Consider the following 17,072-nt stretch of genomic DNA (forward strand, 5'->3'; position numbering starts at 1 on the left):
CCATTTTCAATTTCACTAATAATAGCTGTGTTAATAGCATTGGATTTAAAAGTTACTAGGTTATTATCAGAAATAGCAGGATCATAATTTGTGATTAAATCACCAGTCGTTAACTTTAAACTATTGAACACATCAACATTACCAGATACTAGATTTAAGCTGTTGTCGTTATCGATAGTCAAGTTATATACTGAGATTGTATTATCTGTAGAAAAATTTTGAATTTCATCTCCTTTAAATGCCAAAGTTGAGTTTCCTGGGTTATAGGTGCCATTATTCTGAAAATCACCATGAACATCAATTTGAGATTCATTGGTTTGTGAGACACTAGCACCGGTAACGATCGATAAATTTTTCATTTCTATATTTTCTGAAAAAAGGGGATCATTTGGTGTAATATTGATCACAACATCAATATCTCTGTCAGGGAAGCCCTTGGTCCAATTATCTATATTTTCAGCATCAGTAGAAACTTCACCAATCCAAACGGTAGGATTAAGTGCACAATAATCTACTTTCGGAGAATATTTATTCCCAATATGGGTACTACCAATTGTAAGAGCTCCTAATGCAGTACCGACGTCTCCTGTGATACTTGTAACTGCGGCATCTGAAACCGCACCACCAGAAGACCACATTGCAAATGTGGAAAGACTTCTTAAATTAAAAACAGAAGTACCTGTTGGGATGCCAAGTATAGTGCCTGCACCTATACTTATTGCACCTAACTTGGTAAACATTCTTCCTACATGATTAGTTCCAGCACCCAATGACACTGCTCCAGCACCACCACCACCACCAATCATTGTACCTTTCATTATGGTACCAGCGGCCGTAGACATAGCTGCGCTGCTTGTCCAGAAAATATTTTCTGGTTTTGCGTTTCCTGTCAATACTACAGTTGTATTAACGGTCGTAGTGAGTGCACCATCGCTTCTAATGATAAATACGGAATTTGAATTTCCCTGGCCATCCAATATAAGCGTTCCAGTAACCGATGCTGCTCCGCCTACGTCATAGACTCCTGGAGTTAAAGTTTCTCCACCAATTGCATTACCAAAAATTGGACCGTGATTTGTTGTACTTGGTTGTGCCATTAATGCGTTGTACAAAGTTATTAAATCCGTAACAGCTTGGGATGCACAGAATGTTTCGCTACTGTACAATTCAGTATTACTTGAAAGATAATTTGTATCAGAAACAGGCAATATCGTCATTTCTGGCACTAACATATGACTTGCAGTAGTGTTCACAATACCAACTTTAGTGATAGAATTAATAACTGATGCCTCCAGTGAGGCAATGCTCATTATAAGACTAATAATTGTTGTTGTAAACAGTAAATTTTTCATGATTTGCATGTATTAATCTTTAATAAAAAAAGAATTGATAGTGTAGAGTTCACTTTTTACACTATAAATAAAAATTATAATCATAATAATTAAAATTTATAATTATTATGATTTTTAATTTTGCGAATTTATGATTCGAATGAAAATATACATTCACTATAATTGCTTATAATTAACTATTATTACTTTGAAAAGTTAATATTTTCTCGATTTTATCGTTGCTATGGGTTTGTTTGTAGTCCTTGTTCTATTATTTCGTATTTTTGGTAAGATGATATTGAATTAATTGATTGACAAGCTTGACAAGATTAAAAAAAGCAATATTGATTAACTCTAAATATTAAAGAGGCCTTATTATTTTAATGTTTGCTCCATATTATGAAAAGGTAATAATGACAAAGTACTTGCTTATTAAATAACATATTGTTCATTACCAGTATGTTATATCAATTAAGTCATTAAAATATTTTAGGAAATGATGATTTCCTGTTATAGATGTAATGGTTTCAGATTTCATTTCGCAGACCATTCCGCTTAGCCACTCTTTTAAACTTTTCATCGATTTGAATCTTTGATTTCTAAATCTATTTTTAATGTATTCCCATACTTGATTGCATAGGCTTAGGTCAGGATTATATGGAGGTATCCTTAGCAAAACTATATTTTGTGATACCCCAATATTTTTTGTAAAATGAAATCCTGCATTATCAATCACTACAATTTAATATTCCTGTAGATTATGTGTTGAAAATTCTCGCAGATAAGCTTGAAATATGTCAGTACTTACACCATTTATTTACCAAACAAAAAAGTCTCCATTTATGGGCAAGTAACTACCATATAGATAGGTAGTCTTAAAGATATACTGGTAGGTCACTATTAGCTAAATCCCACTGACGGTTAAGTATTTAACAAGATGAGTCATCATTCCAAATCGAGCTTCGTCTTGAAAGTATAAATTAACAGATTCATACGTATCCTAATTATAATGTTATCTAGCCTATTTGGGAGTTTTTAAAAAAGCTTTTTCAGCCTCCACATCATTTTTGTAGTGAGATTTCCTAGGTGTCTTGGGTTTTGTTTTAAAGTATTGAATCAAATACTCACGGATCCGTTGGGACTTAACAACTAAGCCATATTCTTGTTTTACACAATTTTGAGCATTTCAGTACCCTAAAAAGAATTATTTGGGTGATGTACTCTTTGCGATAAACCTTTATGTATTTGTGGTGTAATAATTTTAGAAATTTGTTTTTAGGCTTATCTGTTAACATCCTCTCAAGGCCTCCAGCCTTATAGTTCACAAGCCACCTTTCTAAGGTTCTAATATGAATCCCTAAAAAATCAGTTAATTATTGTCGTTTTTCAGATTCGCCAGACTTAATGGCTAACAAACTCTTTAAACGTTTTTCTCTCTTAAGATTTTCTGTGTTAATAAGAATTTCTTTAGCTCCAAATCCAATTCTCTAATATCTAAAATTGCTTTTTTTTCCGTGTCAAAATATAGGAATTATATACGGCAATAAAAAGCTACTTTTGTGCAAGAATTTAATTTCAACGAAGCTAGGTATATATTTAAATATATATATTAATCAAAAAAAGTACTGGACATTGCAAATTACGACTTCTTAATAACCACTAGATATACAAAATAGCCGTTGACACATTCCATCTAAAAAAAAGGCCTACTATCAATTTAGCATTCAAATTTGGTATAAACCCATTGCTGCAAACTTCACTTTCCCATTAGCAATTCCAACGGCTGATATTAACGAAATGTTTAATTCTTCCTTCACCATAGGATTAAGGTAAAAGTTGTAGTCTCCTCTTTACCATTATGCCAACCAACTTTAAAACCTTCAGCGACCTTAGCATCCACTCCTGCCTCCTATGCCTTTAATGCAAATTCTACCCTATAGACTATGTGAACGACAGTAATATCGTTTTCTTTAAGTCTAGCTGCATAAATTTTAGTTATTCCTGCGGAAGTAAATACAACTTTAACGCCTCCAGAAATAATTACTTGAATAATCTAATCAATATTAAGATACAACATAAGTACATTGACTCCGAATGGTTTAGACGTTGCTTTTTGATATTTTATAATATGCTCTCGTAATACATTGACCACGCACCAAGCAAACCTAGACCACCAACATTACTTACGATACTAGTTGATCGCAGTCAACTGTTCCCAAAAACATTCAAGCTTGAATGATCGGATATTGACTATTAAAAAGCTCTGTAATTCTGTTTTTTACTATTCCTTAATTAGCTTAAAACTATTTGTTTTAGAACTTGATTTTATAGTAGCAAAGTACATACCACTTGCTAAATCAGAAAGATTCACCCAATTATTAACATTGGAAATCTTGGTATTCAGCACTTGATCTCCCATGATATTGTACACAATAAAATCTGCTTGTGACATTCCTTCTGGAAAAGAGATATTAATATTCGTTTTTACAGGATTTGGATACAGTGCAAATTGATCTTTTAGTAATTGGTCTTCTGCTCCAAGAATTAATAGATTGTTAAGAGCATCTTCGAAATTTGGAATTCCATAGCCCATTCGATCTGTCGGATTATTAAATAAATGTGCTGATTCTCTAACAACCTGCATTATCTGTGCATTAGGGACTTCGGGTCTGGCTTGCCATAATGATGCTACTGCACCCGCCATAATAGGAGAACTAAAAGAGGTTCCATTACTGGTAGTTACGTTACCAATTGAACTTACAACAGCCGCATTTCGACCTTGAGCCATTACATCTGGCTTAACTCGACCATCTATTGTAGGTCCTATTGAGCTAAAGCTAACATAATCTCCATCTGAATCAACTGCACCAATGGTTAACATTCCAGGTGAATCTCCTGGAGTACCAACAAAAGGAAAACCAGAAGTACCACCATTCCCCGCAGATGTAACTAAGATCATACCTTTATCAAAAGCGTGATTTGCACCACGCGCACCAATCGTAGTTTGACCATCAAGATCCTCATAACTATGATCATAGGCAGAATTGTCATAACCTCGATATCCTAAAGATGTATTTACAACGTCAACACCTAGGCTATCCGAACGCTCTAGTGCTTCAACCCACCAGGCTTCTTCAACTGGGTTTTCGCTAGGACCAAATTCTGTCCTAAAAAGGTAAAAAGAGGCTGCGGGAGCAGTCCCTACAAATTGACCTGAAATAAATCCACCTATATCACTAAATGTCTGTGCTCCATGCGACCCTGTCCCATCAACATTTTCTTGACGCAAAGCAAAATCGTAAGTTCCAAGTAATCTGCCATCAGAAACAATATCCGAGAAAGCTGGATTATTTATCACGTTTGGAAAACCACTATCCAAAACGGCTACAACCATTCCATCCCCATTAAAATCTTGTTCATGTAAATAATCTACTTTTAGCATCGTAGTTTGATTTGCCGCAGCACCATAATTATATGTAATTTTACTTTGTTGGTTCTCGATGGCAAATTTATCTGGGGTAGCTCCTGTTATTGACCTAAAATTTAAAGACTTATCCATAAATTCAACTGAACTCACATAATCTTCGCTAAGTAAGTCATCAATATCCATCTGGGATCCACGAACATAAACGGCATTCATCCATTTGGATTTAGCATAAACACTTATGCCTAGGGTGTTTTTAAGTTGTGTAATATAGGCTTCATTTACAGGAACATCACGTTCATCAATTGTTGTATTTTGCAAGGCCTTTCTATCAACGGCCTCCTGAGTCATAATAGAAATAGGATTCGCGATAGAGGTGGCCACATCTTCTTTATCAAGAAGAAAGACCAACGCATCCTGCTGCGAATAAATAAACGGAGTCACAAAAACGGCTAATAATAGTAAGATTTTTTTCATATTTTTATTATTTAGGCAATAACACCACTTCCAAGCAATTCTTCGTTAGAATACCAAACAACAAATTGTCCCTCAGTAATAGCCGATTGTGATTTCACAAAGGTAACATAAAGTCCGAAAGTGTTTGGTATAAGATTGCTTTTTCCAAATTTGACGGTACCGAACACGCGCCATTACGTCCAAGGTTTCATTCATATTTGACTCTAAATAATTTCTCACCCAATGAACCTCTTCATTCTTAACAAGCAGTCCAAGACGATAGAGACCGGGATGTGCTTAACCCTGTCTTGTATAAATAACCTTACTCAAGTTTCGCAACTCGTATTCAATGGGTTTTCATGCTATTTAAGTTACAAAGTACAAAACATGCTATAACAAGAAGATATTGCAAAAGTTCAATAAATAAAAGGGAAGCTTAATAAGGTTTGGCTTAATTCAGACTATTTACGGGCACATCTGGATATTTTAGGTTTCAAGAAAATAAAAAACAATTCAGTTGGTGCAAAAAGGCGGGTCTTTCATTTGAAGATTTGATCGCTATGCAGCTAATCTTGTCCCTTATTGGAATTGACTCTATAGATGAACTTACAACCAGTAATGACGATGAACAGAGTAACTAAGGAAAAGATGCGTACTGTCGAGTTTTAGGAAATCAAAAAATCAATTGGAGAACTTTTTTGGCCCAGTTCGTAAAGCAATATTTAATAAAAGATAAACTTTTCACACCCTCACCAGGTGATGCAAGATGCTTAATCTTTGGTAATATTGATCTTTCAAAAACAGGAAAGACCATTGAAGGTGGCTCGAAGATCTACAACCATGTATCAAAACCTATTAAACCAAATTGGCATTAAAATATCATATAAAATCAGTTTCACTTTCACTTATTAATCGTCATAAAATAGAACCGTAACTAGTGCTATGCTTATATTTTTTTCCTTGACTAAGTAAAAAACCTGTGCTGAGCTAAGTCGTAGTAGAACTCAAATTTTTGATATATCATTTGAAAATTAAATTGGTATAACTTGTTACCAAGATTTTGAGTTTGGTTTGTTGCCTGATTAAGTAACTGATTTAGCAAACAAATAACAGATAGAAAATCCCAGCGGAGTTTTCTAGATGAGCACTTGCACAATTAATTATACCTTGTGTTGTAGCACCTTTTTAATTAATTACTATTTCAACATTTTATTCTTGTTCACCTCTAAGCTTTGGAATCAGAGCGTGATATGTCAAATTTGGTGCTTCTATCGTTTCATTTGGTTGAAATTAACGGTTAGGTTTTCATTTCCAATTACACAACTTTCAACTAATTCCTAGTCAATTGAACTATTAGCATTTGCAAGTCCTTTTTTTCCAATACCCAAATCGTAAACAGTAAAATCAATGGTAGGTTGACAACTTCCTGATACAAATTCTGTAAAATCCGGTTGATTTCTAATAATCATATGAGTTTCCAATAATTCTATATCCATTTGGTATCTTGTGTTTATACAATCCTATTCACTTTCAAGACCTGTCGTGTTTATGAGCCTATCTGTACAATTATAATCATCATTACAAGAAAAGATTCCGAGAAATAAAAATGGGATAAGTTAAGCCTGGTAGTTTATAATTATACTATTCTATTAAATATATTTTTCTCGAATTGGTTGCGTTAAATGTTCTATGGTGGTATTTTATATGAAACGTAGCGTTTAAAAGAAGGCTGCATTTTCGAATAATACGCAAGCCCTATTTTTAAATTTTGCCACTTGGAAAAAATACCCAAGCCATTTCTATAACTTACGCTATTTTTATATGCTTAGTTAGTATCAACTGGCTATTCTATCCTATAATTCATCATTTTTTAATAATTTTCTTATTTAAAACCCCATTCTTCGTGTATATCTTCATCAGATAAATACCTACGGATAAATCAGAAATATCTAAAGTTTGAAAATCTGAAATTACAGATTTTCTAATCTGTCCGTTTAAATTGAAAATTTCAATTTTTTGAATCACCTTGTTTTTAGATTTTATAAATACTAAACCACTACTTGGATTTGGATAAATTTGACTATTACTAAAATCGAAATCAGTTGTCCTTAGAGTAAAATTTCTAAATATAGCTTGTCCAAATATGGCATTGCTAATTGTAAGAACTAAACCGTCGTCTTCTTGTGTAATCTCATAAGATCCGGCGTCTTGCATAAATGAGAAAAATTCAATTTCAAACGAAGTATGAGCTTGAACACCACAATCTTCATTTGTATTAGAATAATCGAAAGTTTCTAAAATATTCGAATTTGGAAAATTATATATTCCGCTAAATATATTGCAAGCCCCTTCGCCAAAAAATTCATAGTTTTCGAGAATTGTTAAGGTAGGTGTAATTTCGGGTTCTATTTCTGATACTTCATAAGGCGTTCCTGCGTCACTTGATTGGACAAAATTTAAATTCCAAGTCTGAAATAAATCAGGATCTGAGTCTTGTGCGTTCCCATAGAAGGCGGTGAATAGTACTACTACTAAAAGTGAATATTTCATAATCGCTGCTTTTTTCAGCTTGTGGATACGCTTATGTGTGACAAGCCTTGTGTGATTTAGCTACTAAATTAACACATAAAAGCCGAACAGGAAATCTGCTAGTCCCAATACTTGGGGATTTACTTGTAGGCTATAATCAATAAGTTATACACCGTGCTGTGCTTAATGATTTGTAATTACAAGATTTATGTCCTTATAAAAACTCTCCTAATGGAATATGTTTCACACAAACAAAAATTAAAGGTATTTAAAACATGGATTGCTTTATTTGTTTTAATGGTCCTTCCATTTCTAATTGGCAACTATATAGAACTTGAAAATCCTATTTATATAATCACTATTTTTTTAATTGCAGGTTTTTTTATTTTCAATTTGGTGATAAGGAAATCACTGTTCTTTAAAAATTATTTTACAAATCAATATAATATACTTACTTCAAAGGTTCATTCTGAAAAGACATTTGATATCTCTAAAGAGCTGATGTTTGAAAAGATTATAGAAGTTATAAATGATTCAAAATTTAGATTGATTGAAGCGGATAAAGACAGATTTGAAATTTTAGTAATTACACCAATTTCGTTTAGATCTTGGGGTGAGAATTTATATATAAACTTTGAAACGCGAGGAAATGAAACCGTGATGATATTTTGTTCAGTGACCTTATTTCAAATATACTCTTGGGGTAAAAATGAAGAGAACTTAACCGATTTGTTCAATGAAATCGAAAGTTCATTAACCGTATAAATACAGAATTATGGCTATTGTAGTGAACTTAGATGTCATGTTGGCGAAACGAAAAATGATGTTAAAAGAACTCTCTGAAAAAGTTGGTGTGTCAACAGTAAATTTGTCAATTTTAAAACAAGGAAAAGTCAAAGCAATCCGTTTTTCGACTTTAGAGGCCATCTGTTTGGCTTTAGATTGTCAACCTGGTGATATATTGGAATATGCTGAGAAAGAAAGATAAGCCATTGACTTATCTTTTTTAAATTCAGAAATCGTTTTTTTAATAAAGCACAACATCTGTAAAAACCCTATTCAAATCTTAAGTGTAGAGAATATATCTCTTAAAGGTCTTGTTTTTAGTATCATCCAAGGGACATTTAATTAACTACTAAAAATGCTGGATTCAAGGTTATAAGGCAACAAATGTTTGTTAACCCTACTCGTTTATTCTTTTTAATTACAAGTCAAACTACGGTATTCCATATCAAATTTCATTACTTACGGCTTTCTTCGCGAAGGTTTCAGCTATTTCAAAAAGGTGTTTATAACTGTTATTTAAAGCGTCATCTAAATTAATTGACCTACTTAAAATATCCTGAGCGTAGGTTATTCCGAAGTTAGTTAACGCCTCCTTATCCAATTCTATCTGTCCGCAGAATACAGCAACTGGAATAGAATAAATTTTGGCTGATTTTAAAACACCATCTATTGTTTTCCCTGATAAGGTCTGCACATCCAATTTACCTTCTCCTGTAATTATCCAATCGGCATCAGCTATTTGATGATCAAAATTTGCAAGCTCCTTCATCACTTGTATTCCAGATTCCAACTTGGCTTTCAAAAATACTATTGTAGCAATACCCGTCCCTCCTGCTGCTCCCGCGCCTTTAATCGCTTGAGGTTGCACGTTAAATTGAGCAGTTAACACTTTAGAAAAACATGTAAGTCCATGATCCAGCATTTCTATATCTTCTTTTGAAGCGCCTTTTTGTTTTGCATATACGTGAGCCGCACCATTTTTTCCATATAATGGATTGTTCACATCGCAAGCCACCTGAAACTCTACTTGCTTTAGTTTTGACGATACATTTGCATCATCAATACTACATATTTGAGATAAACTCGCACCAATTGGTTTTACCTCCTTATTGTTCCTATCTATAAATTTATACCCTAGTGCAGTTGCCATTCCAATTCCACAATCATTCGTAGCGCTACCGCCAATTCCTAAGATGATTTTTTTTGCTCCTTTTTCAATGGCATGTAAAATCATTTCTCCTGTACCGAAAGTAGTCGTGTTTTTACAGTCTTGTTCTTCCTCCTTTAATAACCAAAGCCCTGAAGCCTCAGCCATTTCGATATATGCGGTTTGTGATGTTTCCGCATATAAATAAGATGCAGTTATCAGCTGAAATAACGGGTTTTTGACTTCAACTTCAATTAAACTACCTCCAAGGTAATAGTTAGCAATATCAATAGTCCCGTCGCCGCCATCGGCCAATGGCAATTTTAAGATATCTACTTCAGTAGATATTCGATGTATAGCATCTTCTACGGCAGAACAGAATTCTAGACTAGACAGTGATCCTTTGAATTTATCGGGGGCTATTACAATTTTCATACTAAATTATTGACCAAAAATTGTTGGAATGAAGTAACTAAATATCAGAATAGCAATGAAGAAAGTCACTAGTATATAGACTTCTTTAATCAAGAAGTCAGATTTTTTCAGTGTTATATTGAAGTTTGAAATTTCTTTCACCTTAACGCTTCTTGTCATGGCACTAACGGCGAAAGCAACTACAAATGCTATGATCACCCCAGTAAAGTTTAACCAAATCCAAAATACATTAAAGCCCAAATCGATATGAAATAAGTTCTGAATGGTTTGAGAAAACATTAAATTAATTAAAACCGCTACGATAATACCAGCATTCATTCCTATATGATTAACCTTTTTGGAGAAAAACGCCAATAAAAACGTGACCAATACAGGACCATAAAATACGGAACCTATCGCATTAATTATTTCTATCACTGGACTGTTACTACCTCCAAATAAAAAAGCACAAGCAATACAAACCACTCCCCAGAATACGACTGCTGCTTTAGAAATAGCCATATACTTTTTCGGTTCTAATTTTGTTTTCCCTCTATTGAAAAAATCTTCAACTGTAACAGCAGATAACGAATTTACCGTCGAGCTTAAAGACGACATTGCAGCAGATAAGATCCCTACCATCAAAATGCCTATAAGGCCATGAGGCAAATACTTCATAATAAAAACGGGTACCATTAAATCTGCTTTAATACCATTAGCCGCATATTCTTCCGGAAAATGTTTTTGTGTGGTCGAAGCAATATCACTTAGGAAGTCTGGAGCTAGAGTAATCAGGCTCCCTAAAATAAGACCCATCACACAATACACCAAGACAACAGGAAACCTTAATAGGCCGTTAGCTAATAATAAAGTTCGAATGGTTTTTTCATCTTTCGCGGAGAGTAAGCGTTGCGCTTGAGTCTGGTCGCATCCATAATAGGAGACATATAAAAAGAATCCTCCTATCAACATTGGCCAAAAACCATATTCATTGCCATCTCCAATACCTAAATTAAAATCTATGACTTGTAATCGTTCAGAATCAAAACCATCTGTTAAGCCTCCAAGATCTTGCACTGTGTTCCAGCCGTAAATCAGACAAATTATTAATCCTAGAAATAAAATAATCATTTGAATAGCATCTCCCCAAACCACTGCTTTCATCCCTCCTTGCCAAGAATAAATAATTGTTATTATACTGATTATCAATATAGTGTATACAAAATCTATGTCTAAAACAGCTTGTAAAATTATGGCAATGGTATAGACCATTACTCCTGTTCCCAAAGCACGACTAATTTGAAAAACAATACTTAAAATGAGTCGTGTAGAAGAACTAAACCTTTTCTCCACAAACTCATAAATACTCACTACCCCCGACCTAAATAAAGGTGGAATAATAACAATCATAATAAATAGCATTGCCAGAGGGACCGCAAATTCAAACGTTAGCCACTTCATTCCTCCCCCTAATTTTAATCCTACAAAGGCAGGTGCCGAAATAAAACTTATGGCAGACAATTGCGTCGCCATAGTCGAAAGACTCAAAGGGAACCATCCCATGCTTCTTCCTCCTAAAAAATAATCTTTTGAATCTTTATTGTCTTTGAAGAAAAAACCCATCCCTAAAAAGAACACGATATATAATAAAATAATACTATAATCTAACCAATTCATAATTTTCGTTTTTTGGAGTTATTCTTGTTATTGACTATTGTTTATTCCCTGTTAAATATTGCTCTTTATTCTTTTATTTTGAATTCTTTACTCCCACTTGCCATCTCAACTCTTACATAGTCACCTCTCATCTCTCACAATTCACCACTCATTACTCACTCCCCACCTCCCACTACTCACCTTTCACAACTTACCACTCAATCAGTCACTTCGAGTGAAATTTAAATTACGCCAGTAAATTTGAATTTAGTATCGAGAAGTCACATCTGCATGGTTGGATACTTAGATGGTTAGAGTAATATGTACCTCTCAAACTACGATTACAAGACTCAATAAATCAACTTTTTACTATCAACACTTCATTTCCTTTTTCTTATTTTGAATTCTTTACTCCCGCCTGCGATCTCAACACTCACCACTCACTTCTCACTTCTTATTCAACAAGTCTAATAACAACGAAGCAGTCCAAGAAAAGTTAATTCCTCCATATCCTCCCTTACTCACTTCTTTTCTCGCATCAAAATACTCATAAAAACCATTTTTCGCTATAAGTTCGACCGTATCATCCTTCACTCTTTTGGAAATATCTTTAAACCCGTATTGTACTAATCCATTATAAAGAATCCAGTTTAAGTTGATCCAAACTGGGCCTCTCCAATACTTTTTTGGTTTATATAGTTCGCTTTCTGGATCGAAAGATGCACATAAATATTGATTTTCGTTGCCAAACCTACTCATCAAGGTCTGCACCAGTTTCTCTGCCCTTTCTTTACTTGGAATATTGGCAAATAATGGTGTAAAAGAAGAAGATGAAATATGTTTTATTTTTCTTTCATTTCTTAGGTCATAGTGAATATAAGCTCCTAATTCTTCATCAAATAACTTATTATTAAACGACTTAATGGCTTTTTCTTGCCATGTTTCAAGTTGTTTAATTTTATTCGCGTTGCCTCCAATTAACGTGTATAATTCGATTAAGCTTTCGTTGGACTTTGTAAGCATTGAATTAAATAAAGGGTCCTGAACCAAAAAAGGAGATAATTCGGCTATTTTTTCATCGCTATAATTATGCTCTTTTGCAATTTCTAAGATATGTAAATAATGATCGTATTCGCGTTTACTTGGTCTTTGAGAAGCATCGACATGCGTTGTATCTCGTCTCTCAAATTCATAATCTGGAGAGTCCATGTTGTGAATAATATCATCCCACATTGGCGAATTGTCTGTTCCCGATTCCCAGTTGTGGTAGATATAGACTAATCCTTCATTTTGAGGATCTCTTTTGGTGTAAAAATAATTGTGGTTGTCATAAACCTTATCAATAACACCCTCTATAAACTTCAAAGTTGCCTTTTTATCTGTACTTATTCTTAAGATCTCTGCTAGCACAAATCCAAGTACAGGTGGCTGTGTTATTCCCGAAGTTTTGTATTTTTTTGAAGCATCAGTATGCAATTCTGAACAAAAGTAATCTGGTCCTGGAAAATAGGTATCAGTTTCAGTATGAAAAACTATGTGCGGTATAAAACCATTCCCCCATTGCGCATCTAATAAGGTAGATATTTCCTCTTCAGCTTTCGGCATATCGAAATGAGCAAAGCCTATTGCAATAAAACCAGAATCCCAATTCCATTGAAACGGATACAGTTTCTCGCATGGAATACTAAAACCATCACGCCAATTCGCATTAAGAATTTCTATGGCTTTATTTTTTAGTTCATTCATAAGGTTCTAAAATTAAAAATTGTAAAAAAAAACTTCACCATTGTCTCCAAAGACCTAGTGAAGTAGTGTTAAATTGGTATAAAGTATAAAAGTATACTTTTATTTTAAATGAACTACCTCGACGCACAGCCATCGAGATATCAGAGACAAGATCGCTTCGCTACAGGAAAAAAGACTTTTTATCATCCTTCCTCCTTTCATTTTACTGCTGAGAAACATTAATCACTTCCAAAAATTGAAAATTGAAAAATAGTATTAATTATTGAAAGTTTCTTTCAGGTCATTAAAAATTTAAAAAATGACTTTTGTTTTAGCTGGTACAGAGCTACATACCGAATGTGAGGGAGGATTACTAGATGGTTAAATAGCTAGATTGTTAGAATAGTAGACAATTAAAGTCTTGGATAGTTACAGCAAAATATGCCAATCAAACTACAATTACAAGATTCAACAAATCAACATTTCTCAATACTCACATCTCAAGGCTTACCACTCATTACTCAACACTCAAACAGTCACTTCGAGTGAAATTCAAATTACGCCAGTAAATTTGAATTTAGTATCGAAAAGTCACATCTGGATTGTAAGAGCAAAATATTACTTTCAAACATCGATTACACTACTCAATAAATTAACTTTTCTCAATACTCACACCTCACCTCTCAACACTAGTACCTCAAAATTAAAGTAGAAAAGACTTGTTTTTTACCTCAGTTCTTTGTTTTTGTAATACCAAATTAAATTTATAATGTCGTATAAATAAATTGAATTATTTTTTGATTGATTGAAGTTTAAAATAATTAGCATAGCCTTAGCTACGGTAATTATTTTTGATAAAAAGCAGGCGAAAAAGAAACGATTTATTACGACATTATAGGTTTAATTTGGTATAAGAAGTATTTTCAAGCAATCTTATCACAATTTCGTTCAATATTATTCCGTTTATAATAATAAAAATAAGTGGTACTGCATAAAATAATCCGATTACAATTCCGCTAACATCATCTCCATAATTAAAATCAATTGAGCTTTTTAAAACTGTAATTCCTAAAATAATTGTCCCAATTGCAATTATCATAGAAAGGATTAAAATCGAGTTTTTTGTTTGTTTATTTTTTATTAATCCGTTCCTATAATTTGGCAAAATAAAAATTCCGCACAAAGCTATTATCAAAGCAAAAGTATCAGTTGAATTCATATAAAATCCGTGTCCCGCTGCTCCCATTAAAAGGAAGTAAAATAGTACAGAAAATATTAAAATCAGCACAAAAAATAAGAGGCTATATTTTCTTAAAAATCCGATTTTCAATTTCAAGTGCAATTTTTATTATTCTAAGTAACGTTTTGTTCACACCTCGTTTTTGCTGGTATTCGAGCAAGCTTGATTTAACTCATTCTCACATATAAATTAGCAATTTGTTTTGGAAGTTCTATGACCTTTCTCTTTCTTTTTTGGTCAAGATATTCATAAACAGTAGGAGGATTGTAGTTTTGCCTTTTGTAGAGCATATCCCAAAGTATAGTGGCTAATTTTCTTGCAGTAGCAGAAACAACTAAAGCCCTACCTTTTCTGTAAGCTATTCTGTTGAAGAAATTAAAAAGGTGAGTATCTTTTTAATTTCCTTTAGAATTAACAGTTTGTCTTAAAGGAATTTTAAGTCTAAGACTACCCTTCGGAGTTCTACTACTCAAAATTCTTCCTCACGATATTTTATTATTTAATACCAAACTAAGCCAGGATGCAAAGTGTGGTGCATTTTGGAATTTAAGTGTTCCATTTTCGCTAAGTCCACTCAATAAAGTCAGTGAAGTTCTGTGACTAAAACCTTCTATAGCACCAAAATCAATTCCATCAAAATAGCAATAAAAAACAAGGTAAAATCTATGTTTTCAGTGTGCCAGGTAAATTGAATAAAAATAATCCTCCAAAACCTAATTCAACGATAGCTCATAGAGCTAATAATCCGATACATGTTTTTGTGATTATGTTTAGTTTTTGCCAAACTGTTTTTTATTTTAATATTTAACGCCTGTCAATTGTTCTGATATTTCCCATAGTCTTTTTGCATTTACTTCGTTTTGAGCCATTTTGTTTGGCTGGACTATGACAGGATATCCTCTAGATTCAAAGAAGTTCTTTGGTCCAAAGTAGTCGCCAGATGCAGCATTTAAATCTGTGGCTGCTCTCAGTGAGGGCAATGTCCCCACTTCTACTTTTTGACCTAATAGGGGAGCCAAAAGCTTTGTTATGCTCATATGCCTTCCTAAGTCCGTATTTGTTCCACCAGGATGAGCAACAGTAAATATCGGTGCATTCGGATTGTCTTTATACTTCCTTGCGAGTTCATATGTGAAATATAAATTAGCTAATTTACTGTCCGCGTACGCTTTAATAGTGTTGTACTTTCTAGACTCCCAATTTATGTCGTCAAAATTTATGCTACCAGATTTGTGTGCAATGCTACTGGTTGCTACTACTCGTGAATCTTTGGTTTCTAATAATAGGGGGGTTAATAGACCTGTAAGTGCAAAATGACCAAAGTGATTTGTTCCCATCTGAATTTCGAAGCCATCTTCTGTTTTAGAATATGGGCACATCATGATCCCAGCATTGTTGATTAAAACATCTAACTGACTGTAATCACTAGTGAATTCTTTAGCAAAAGTTTTAACAGAATTCAATTTTCCCAAATCAAGATGTCTAATTTCTAATTTTGCATTTGGAAAATCTTTACGGATTTCCATAACTACATCTTTTGCTTTTTGAGTGTTTCTAACAGCCAGTATTACTTTGGCATTTTTACTAACTAATACTTTTGTTGCTTGTTTGCCTAAACCACTCGTAGCTCCAGTAATTACTATAACTTTATTGCTCTGATTTGGAATATCTTCACTGGTCCAATTTAGATTTGTCATTTTTTCACTTGTTATTATTAATTAATGCTACAAAATTACTTTGATATTTGCTCTTGCTTATGACTATTTAATAGAAGAATGGATAAATTTCTGAGAAGTCTATCTTTTTAGCTTGTGACTAATGTTAATGCAAAAATCGTTTTAAGCTTTTTATATTAATCGTCGGCATTATTTACAGTTAAAGGCACTAACGTGTTTTTAATGAAGGCATATAGTGCGCTGCCGTCTAATTCACTAATAGTCATTTCCCTAAACATTTTCCAGTTCAGAGTTTTTCCCCATTTATTCTCTTTAGGCCGAGAACTAAAATTCTCATATTTGGATAAAGCCACATCGTCTGGGCCTAGTTCCATTTTAATAACGCGTTGAGTAGTGTAGTTTTCCATAGAATGATAATCCGTTGGAAAAATATTAAAATTCAAATCCTCGCAATTAGTTACAAATGCCTTAAATTCTGCTTTCAATGCAGCACCTTCGGATTCGAATTCACTATCAAAAATCACACTATATGAGTTTGCATTAAGTCTTTTGAGTTTGCTTAATTCTTCTAGACTAGAACCATTAATAAATCATGAACCCCCTAAATCAATAATGATAAAAGAATGCTCGACATTAAATTTCCTTAAAGCATTTAATATCAGTTCTTCCCTCTACAAGCAAAATGTTG

The 17,072-nt window shown here is 33.5% G+C and carries 14 protein-coding genes and 1 pseudogene; 3 read left to right on the forward strand and 12 right to left on the reverse strand.

The annotated features are described in order from the left end of the window. From CXF67_RS14185 to CXF67_RS19235, 4 genes are all read right to left on the reverse strand, one after another. Positions 1-1,352, reverse strand: a 1,352-nt coding sequence (locus CXF67_RS14185; protein WP_145990472.1) for an ice-binding family protein, incomplete at its 3' end; no start/stop codon positions are given. 430 nt (positions 1,353-1,782) lie between these two features. Further along, entirely contained in the window at positions 1,783-2,067 is a 285-nt protein-coding gene (locus tag CXF67_RS18900) for a transposase (protein ID WP_257984699.1), read from the reverse strand. A 1,545-nt stretch (positions 2,068-3,612) separates the two neighbouring features. After that, positions 3,613-5,232 (reverse strand): S8 family serine peptidase, encoded by a 1,620-nt coding sequence (locus tag CXF67_RS14195; protein ID WP_102089346.1) that lies wholly within the window; start codon positions 5,230-5,232, stop codon positions 3,613-3,615. A gap of 11 nt (positions 5,233-5,243) precedes the next feature. Then, positions 5,244-5,399 (reverse strand): aminomethyltransferase beta-barrel domain-containing protein, encoded by a 156-nt coding sequence (locus tag CXF67_RS19235; protein ID WP_374702251.1) that lies wholly within the window; start codon positions 5,397-5,399, stop codon positions 5,244-5,246. A gap of 235 nt (positions 5,400-5,634) precedes the next feature. Between CXF67_RS19235 and CXF67_RS14200 the strand changes: the two are divergent. Beyond that, a pseudogene (locus CXF67_RS14200) lies at positions 5,635-6,062 on the forward strand (IS4 family transposase); the annotation flags it as partial. Positions 6,063-6,548: 486 nt separating this feature from the next. On the opposite strand, the gene CXF67_RS18315 reads toward CXF67_RS14200, so the two are convergent. Together CXF67_RS18315 and CXF67_RS14205 are read right to left on the reverse strand one after the other, a co-directional pair. Then, positions 6,549-6,707: a hypothetical protein gene (locus CXF67_RS18315; protein ID WP_180957974.1), complete on the reverse strand. Its 159-nt coding sequence runs from the start codon at positions 6,705-6,707 to the stop codon at positions 6,549-6,551. A 367-nt stretch (positions 6,708-7,074) separates the two neighbouring features. After that, positions 7,075-7,761: a T9SS type A sorting domain-containing protein gene (locus tag CXF67_RS14205; RefSeq protein WP_102089347.1), complete on the reverse strand. Its 687-nt coding sequence runs from the start codon at positions 7,759-7,761 to the stop codon at positions 7,075-7,077. A 210-nt stretch (positions 7,762-7,971) separates the two neighbouring features. Between CXF67_RS14205 and CXF67_RS14210 the strand changes: the two genes are divergently transcribed. Further along, entirely contained in the window at positions 7,972-8,505 is a 534-nt protein-coding gene (locus CXF67_RS14210; RefSeq protein ID WP_102089348.1) for a hypothetical protein, read from the forward strand. 10 nt (positions 8,506-8,515) lie between these two features. Continuing rightward, a complete protein-coding gene (locus CXF67_RS14215; protein ID WP_102089349.1) occupies positions 8,516-8,728 on the forward strand; it encodes a helix-turn-helix domain-containing protein in 213 nt (70 codons plus the stop codon). Positions 8,729-8,971: 243 nt separating this feature from the next. Here CXF67_RS14215 and CXF67_RS14220 read toward each other — a convergent pair whose 3' ends face one another. The 6 genes from CXF67_RS14220 to CXF67_RS14250 all read right to left on the reverse strand — a co-directional run bounded on the left by CXF67_RS14220 (position 8,972) and on the right by CXF67_RS14250 (position 16,908). Further along, a complete protein-coding gene (locus CXF67_RS14220) occupies positions 8,972-10,108 on the reverse strand; it encodes a glycerate kinase (protein ID WP_102089350.1) in 1,137 nt (378 codons plus the stop codon). A 6-nt stretch (positions 10,109-10,114) separates the two neighbouring features. Further along, complete coding sequence (locus tag CXF67_RS14225) at positions 10,115-11,764, reverse strand: sodium:solute symporter family transporter (RefSeq protein ID WP_102089351.1); 1,650 nt, start codon at positions 11,762-11,764, stop codon at positions 10,115-10,117. Positions 11,765-12,190: 426 nt separating this feature from the next. Next, on the reverse strand, positions 12,191-13,489 hold the full coding sequence (locus CXF67_RS14230; protein WP_102089352.1) for an MGH1-like glycoside hydrolase domain-containing protein: 1,299 nt from the start codon (positions 13,487-13,489) through the stop codon (positions 12,191-12,193). 871 nt (positions 13,490-14,360) lie between these two features. Further along, positions 14,361-14,798 (reverse strand): hypothetical protein, encoded by a 438-nt coding sequence (locus CXF67_RS14235; protein ID WP_145990473.1) that lies wholly within the window; start codon positions 14,796-14,798, stop codon positions 14,361-14,363. 707 nt (positions 14,799-15,505) lie between these two features. Further along, entirely contained in the window at positions 15,506-16,405 is a 900-nt protein-coding gene (locus tag CXF67_RS14245) for an oxidoreductase (protein ID WP_102089354.1), read from the reverse strand. 155 nt (positions 16,406-16,560) lie between these two features. Further along, a complete protein-coding gene (locus tag CXF67_RS14250) occupies positions 16,561-16,908 on the reverse strand; it encodes a hypothetical protein (protein ID WP_102089355.1) in 348 nt (115 codons plus the stop codon). Between the last annotated feature and the right edge of the window lie 164 nt (positions 16,909-17,072).

The sequence above is a fragment of the Psychroflexus sp. MES1-P1E genome (genome assembly GCF_002836055.1).
Taxonomy (GTDB): Bacteria; Bacteroidota; Bacteroidia; order Flavobacteriales; family Flavobacteriaceae; genus Psychroflexus.

Bases quoted from the DNA above. Each gene is read 5' to 3' on its own strand.
- CXF67_RS14195 (WP_102089346.1), bottom strand. From the start codon at position 5,232: ATGAAAAAAATCTTACTATTATTAGCCGTTTTTGTGACTCCGTTTATT.
- CXF67_RS18315 (WP_180957974.1), bottom strand. From the start codon at position 6,707: ATGGATATAGAATTATTGGAAACTCATATGATTATTAGAAATCAACCG.
- CXF67_RS14205 (WP_102089347.1), bottom strand. From the start codon at position 7,761: ATGAAATATTCACTTTTAGTAGTAGTACTATTCACCGCCTTCTATGGG.
- CXF67_RS14210 (WP_102089348.1), top strand. From the start codon at position 7,972: ATGGAATATGTTTCACACAAACAAAAATTAAAGGTATTTAAAACATGG.
- CXF67_RS14215 (WP_102089349.1), top strand. From the start codon at position 8,516: ATGGCTATTGTAGTGAACTTAGATGTCATGTTGGCGAAACGAAAAATG.
- CXF67_RS14220 (WP_102089350.1), bottom strand. From the start codon at position 10,108: ATGAAAATTGTAATAGCCCCCGATAAATTCAAAGGATCACTGTCTAGT.
- CXF67_RS14225 (WP_102089351.1), bottom strand. From the start codon at position 11,764: ATGAATTGGTTAGATTATAGTATTATTTTATTATATATCGTGTTCTTT.
- CXF67_RS14230 (WP_102089352.1), bottom strand. From the start codon at position 13,489: ATGAATGAACTAAAAAATAAAGCCATAGAAATTCTTAATGCGAATTGG.
- CXF67_RS14245 (WP_102089354.1), bottom strand. From the start codon at position 16,405: ATGACAAATCTAAATTGGACCAGTGAAGATATTCCAAATCAGAGCAAT.